The organism is Halomonas sp. 141 (assembly GCF_002810305.1).
Lineage (GTDB): Bacteria > Pseudomonadota > Gammaproteobacteria > Pseudomonadales > Halomonadaceae > Vreelandella > Vreelandella stevensii.
Map to the genome: position 1 here is coordinate 1 of NZ_PINZ01000141.1, position 493 is coordinate 493.

The window sequence follows — 493 nt, forward strand, 5'->3', positions numbered from 1 at the left end:
TTCCTGTGACACATCTGTGACGTATATGTGTTCAATGAAGTGATGCCACAGCAACTCATGGGCCTTCACTATTGCTTGCCTGCCAGCGTATCCTCTTCACCGAGCGCTGTCTGAAGGGCCTGATCATAGCGCAGGGCCTCATGGTCGTTGAAATCTTCATAGCCAGCGGCGACACCGAACACCCGCTGACGAACCAAAGTGTCGAGCTTATGACGAACCTGTTCCGGTGCGCGGGGATCATGAAGCACTGCGGCCAAGCGGCGTGTCAGGCGATGCTGTTTATCGACTTCACGAAGCAGGAGTAATCCGGCGTCCGACGTAATGTGGCCCCCGGAGAAGTCGGCTTCAATTTGGCGGCGTGAGAGTGGCGAGAAGGTCAGCTTTTCAGGTACCATTTTGGAAGCGGCTGTTGGTGCTTGATGGATTGGTTAGGTTCTTGAAATCATAGCACTTTCAGCCGCTTTCTTTTATACCCTGTGAGAAATCCGGGCTA

The 493-nt window shown here is 53.3% G+C and carries 1 pseudogene; it reads right to left on the bottom strand.

From position 1 onward, the window contains the following. A pseudogene (locus tag CWI66_RS17730) lies at positions 1-395 on the bottom strand (transposase); the annotation flags it as partial. Positions 396-493 lie beyond the last annotated feature (98 nt).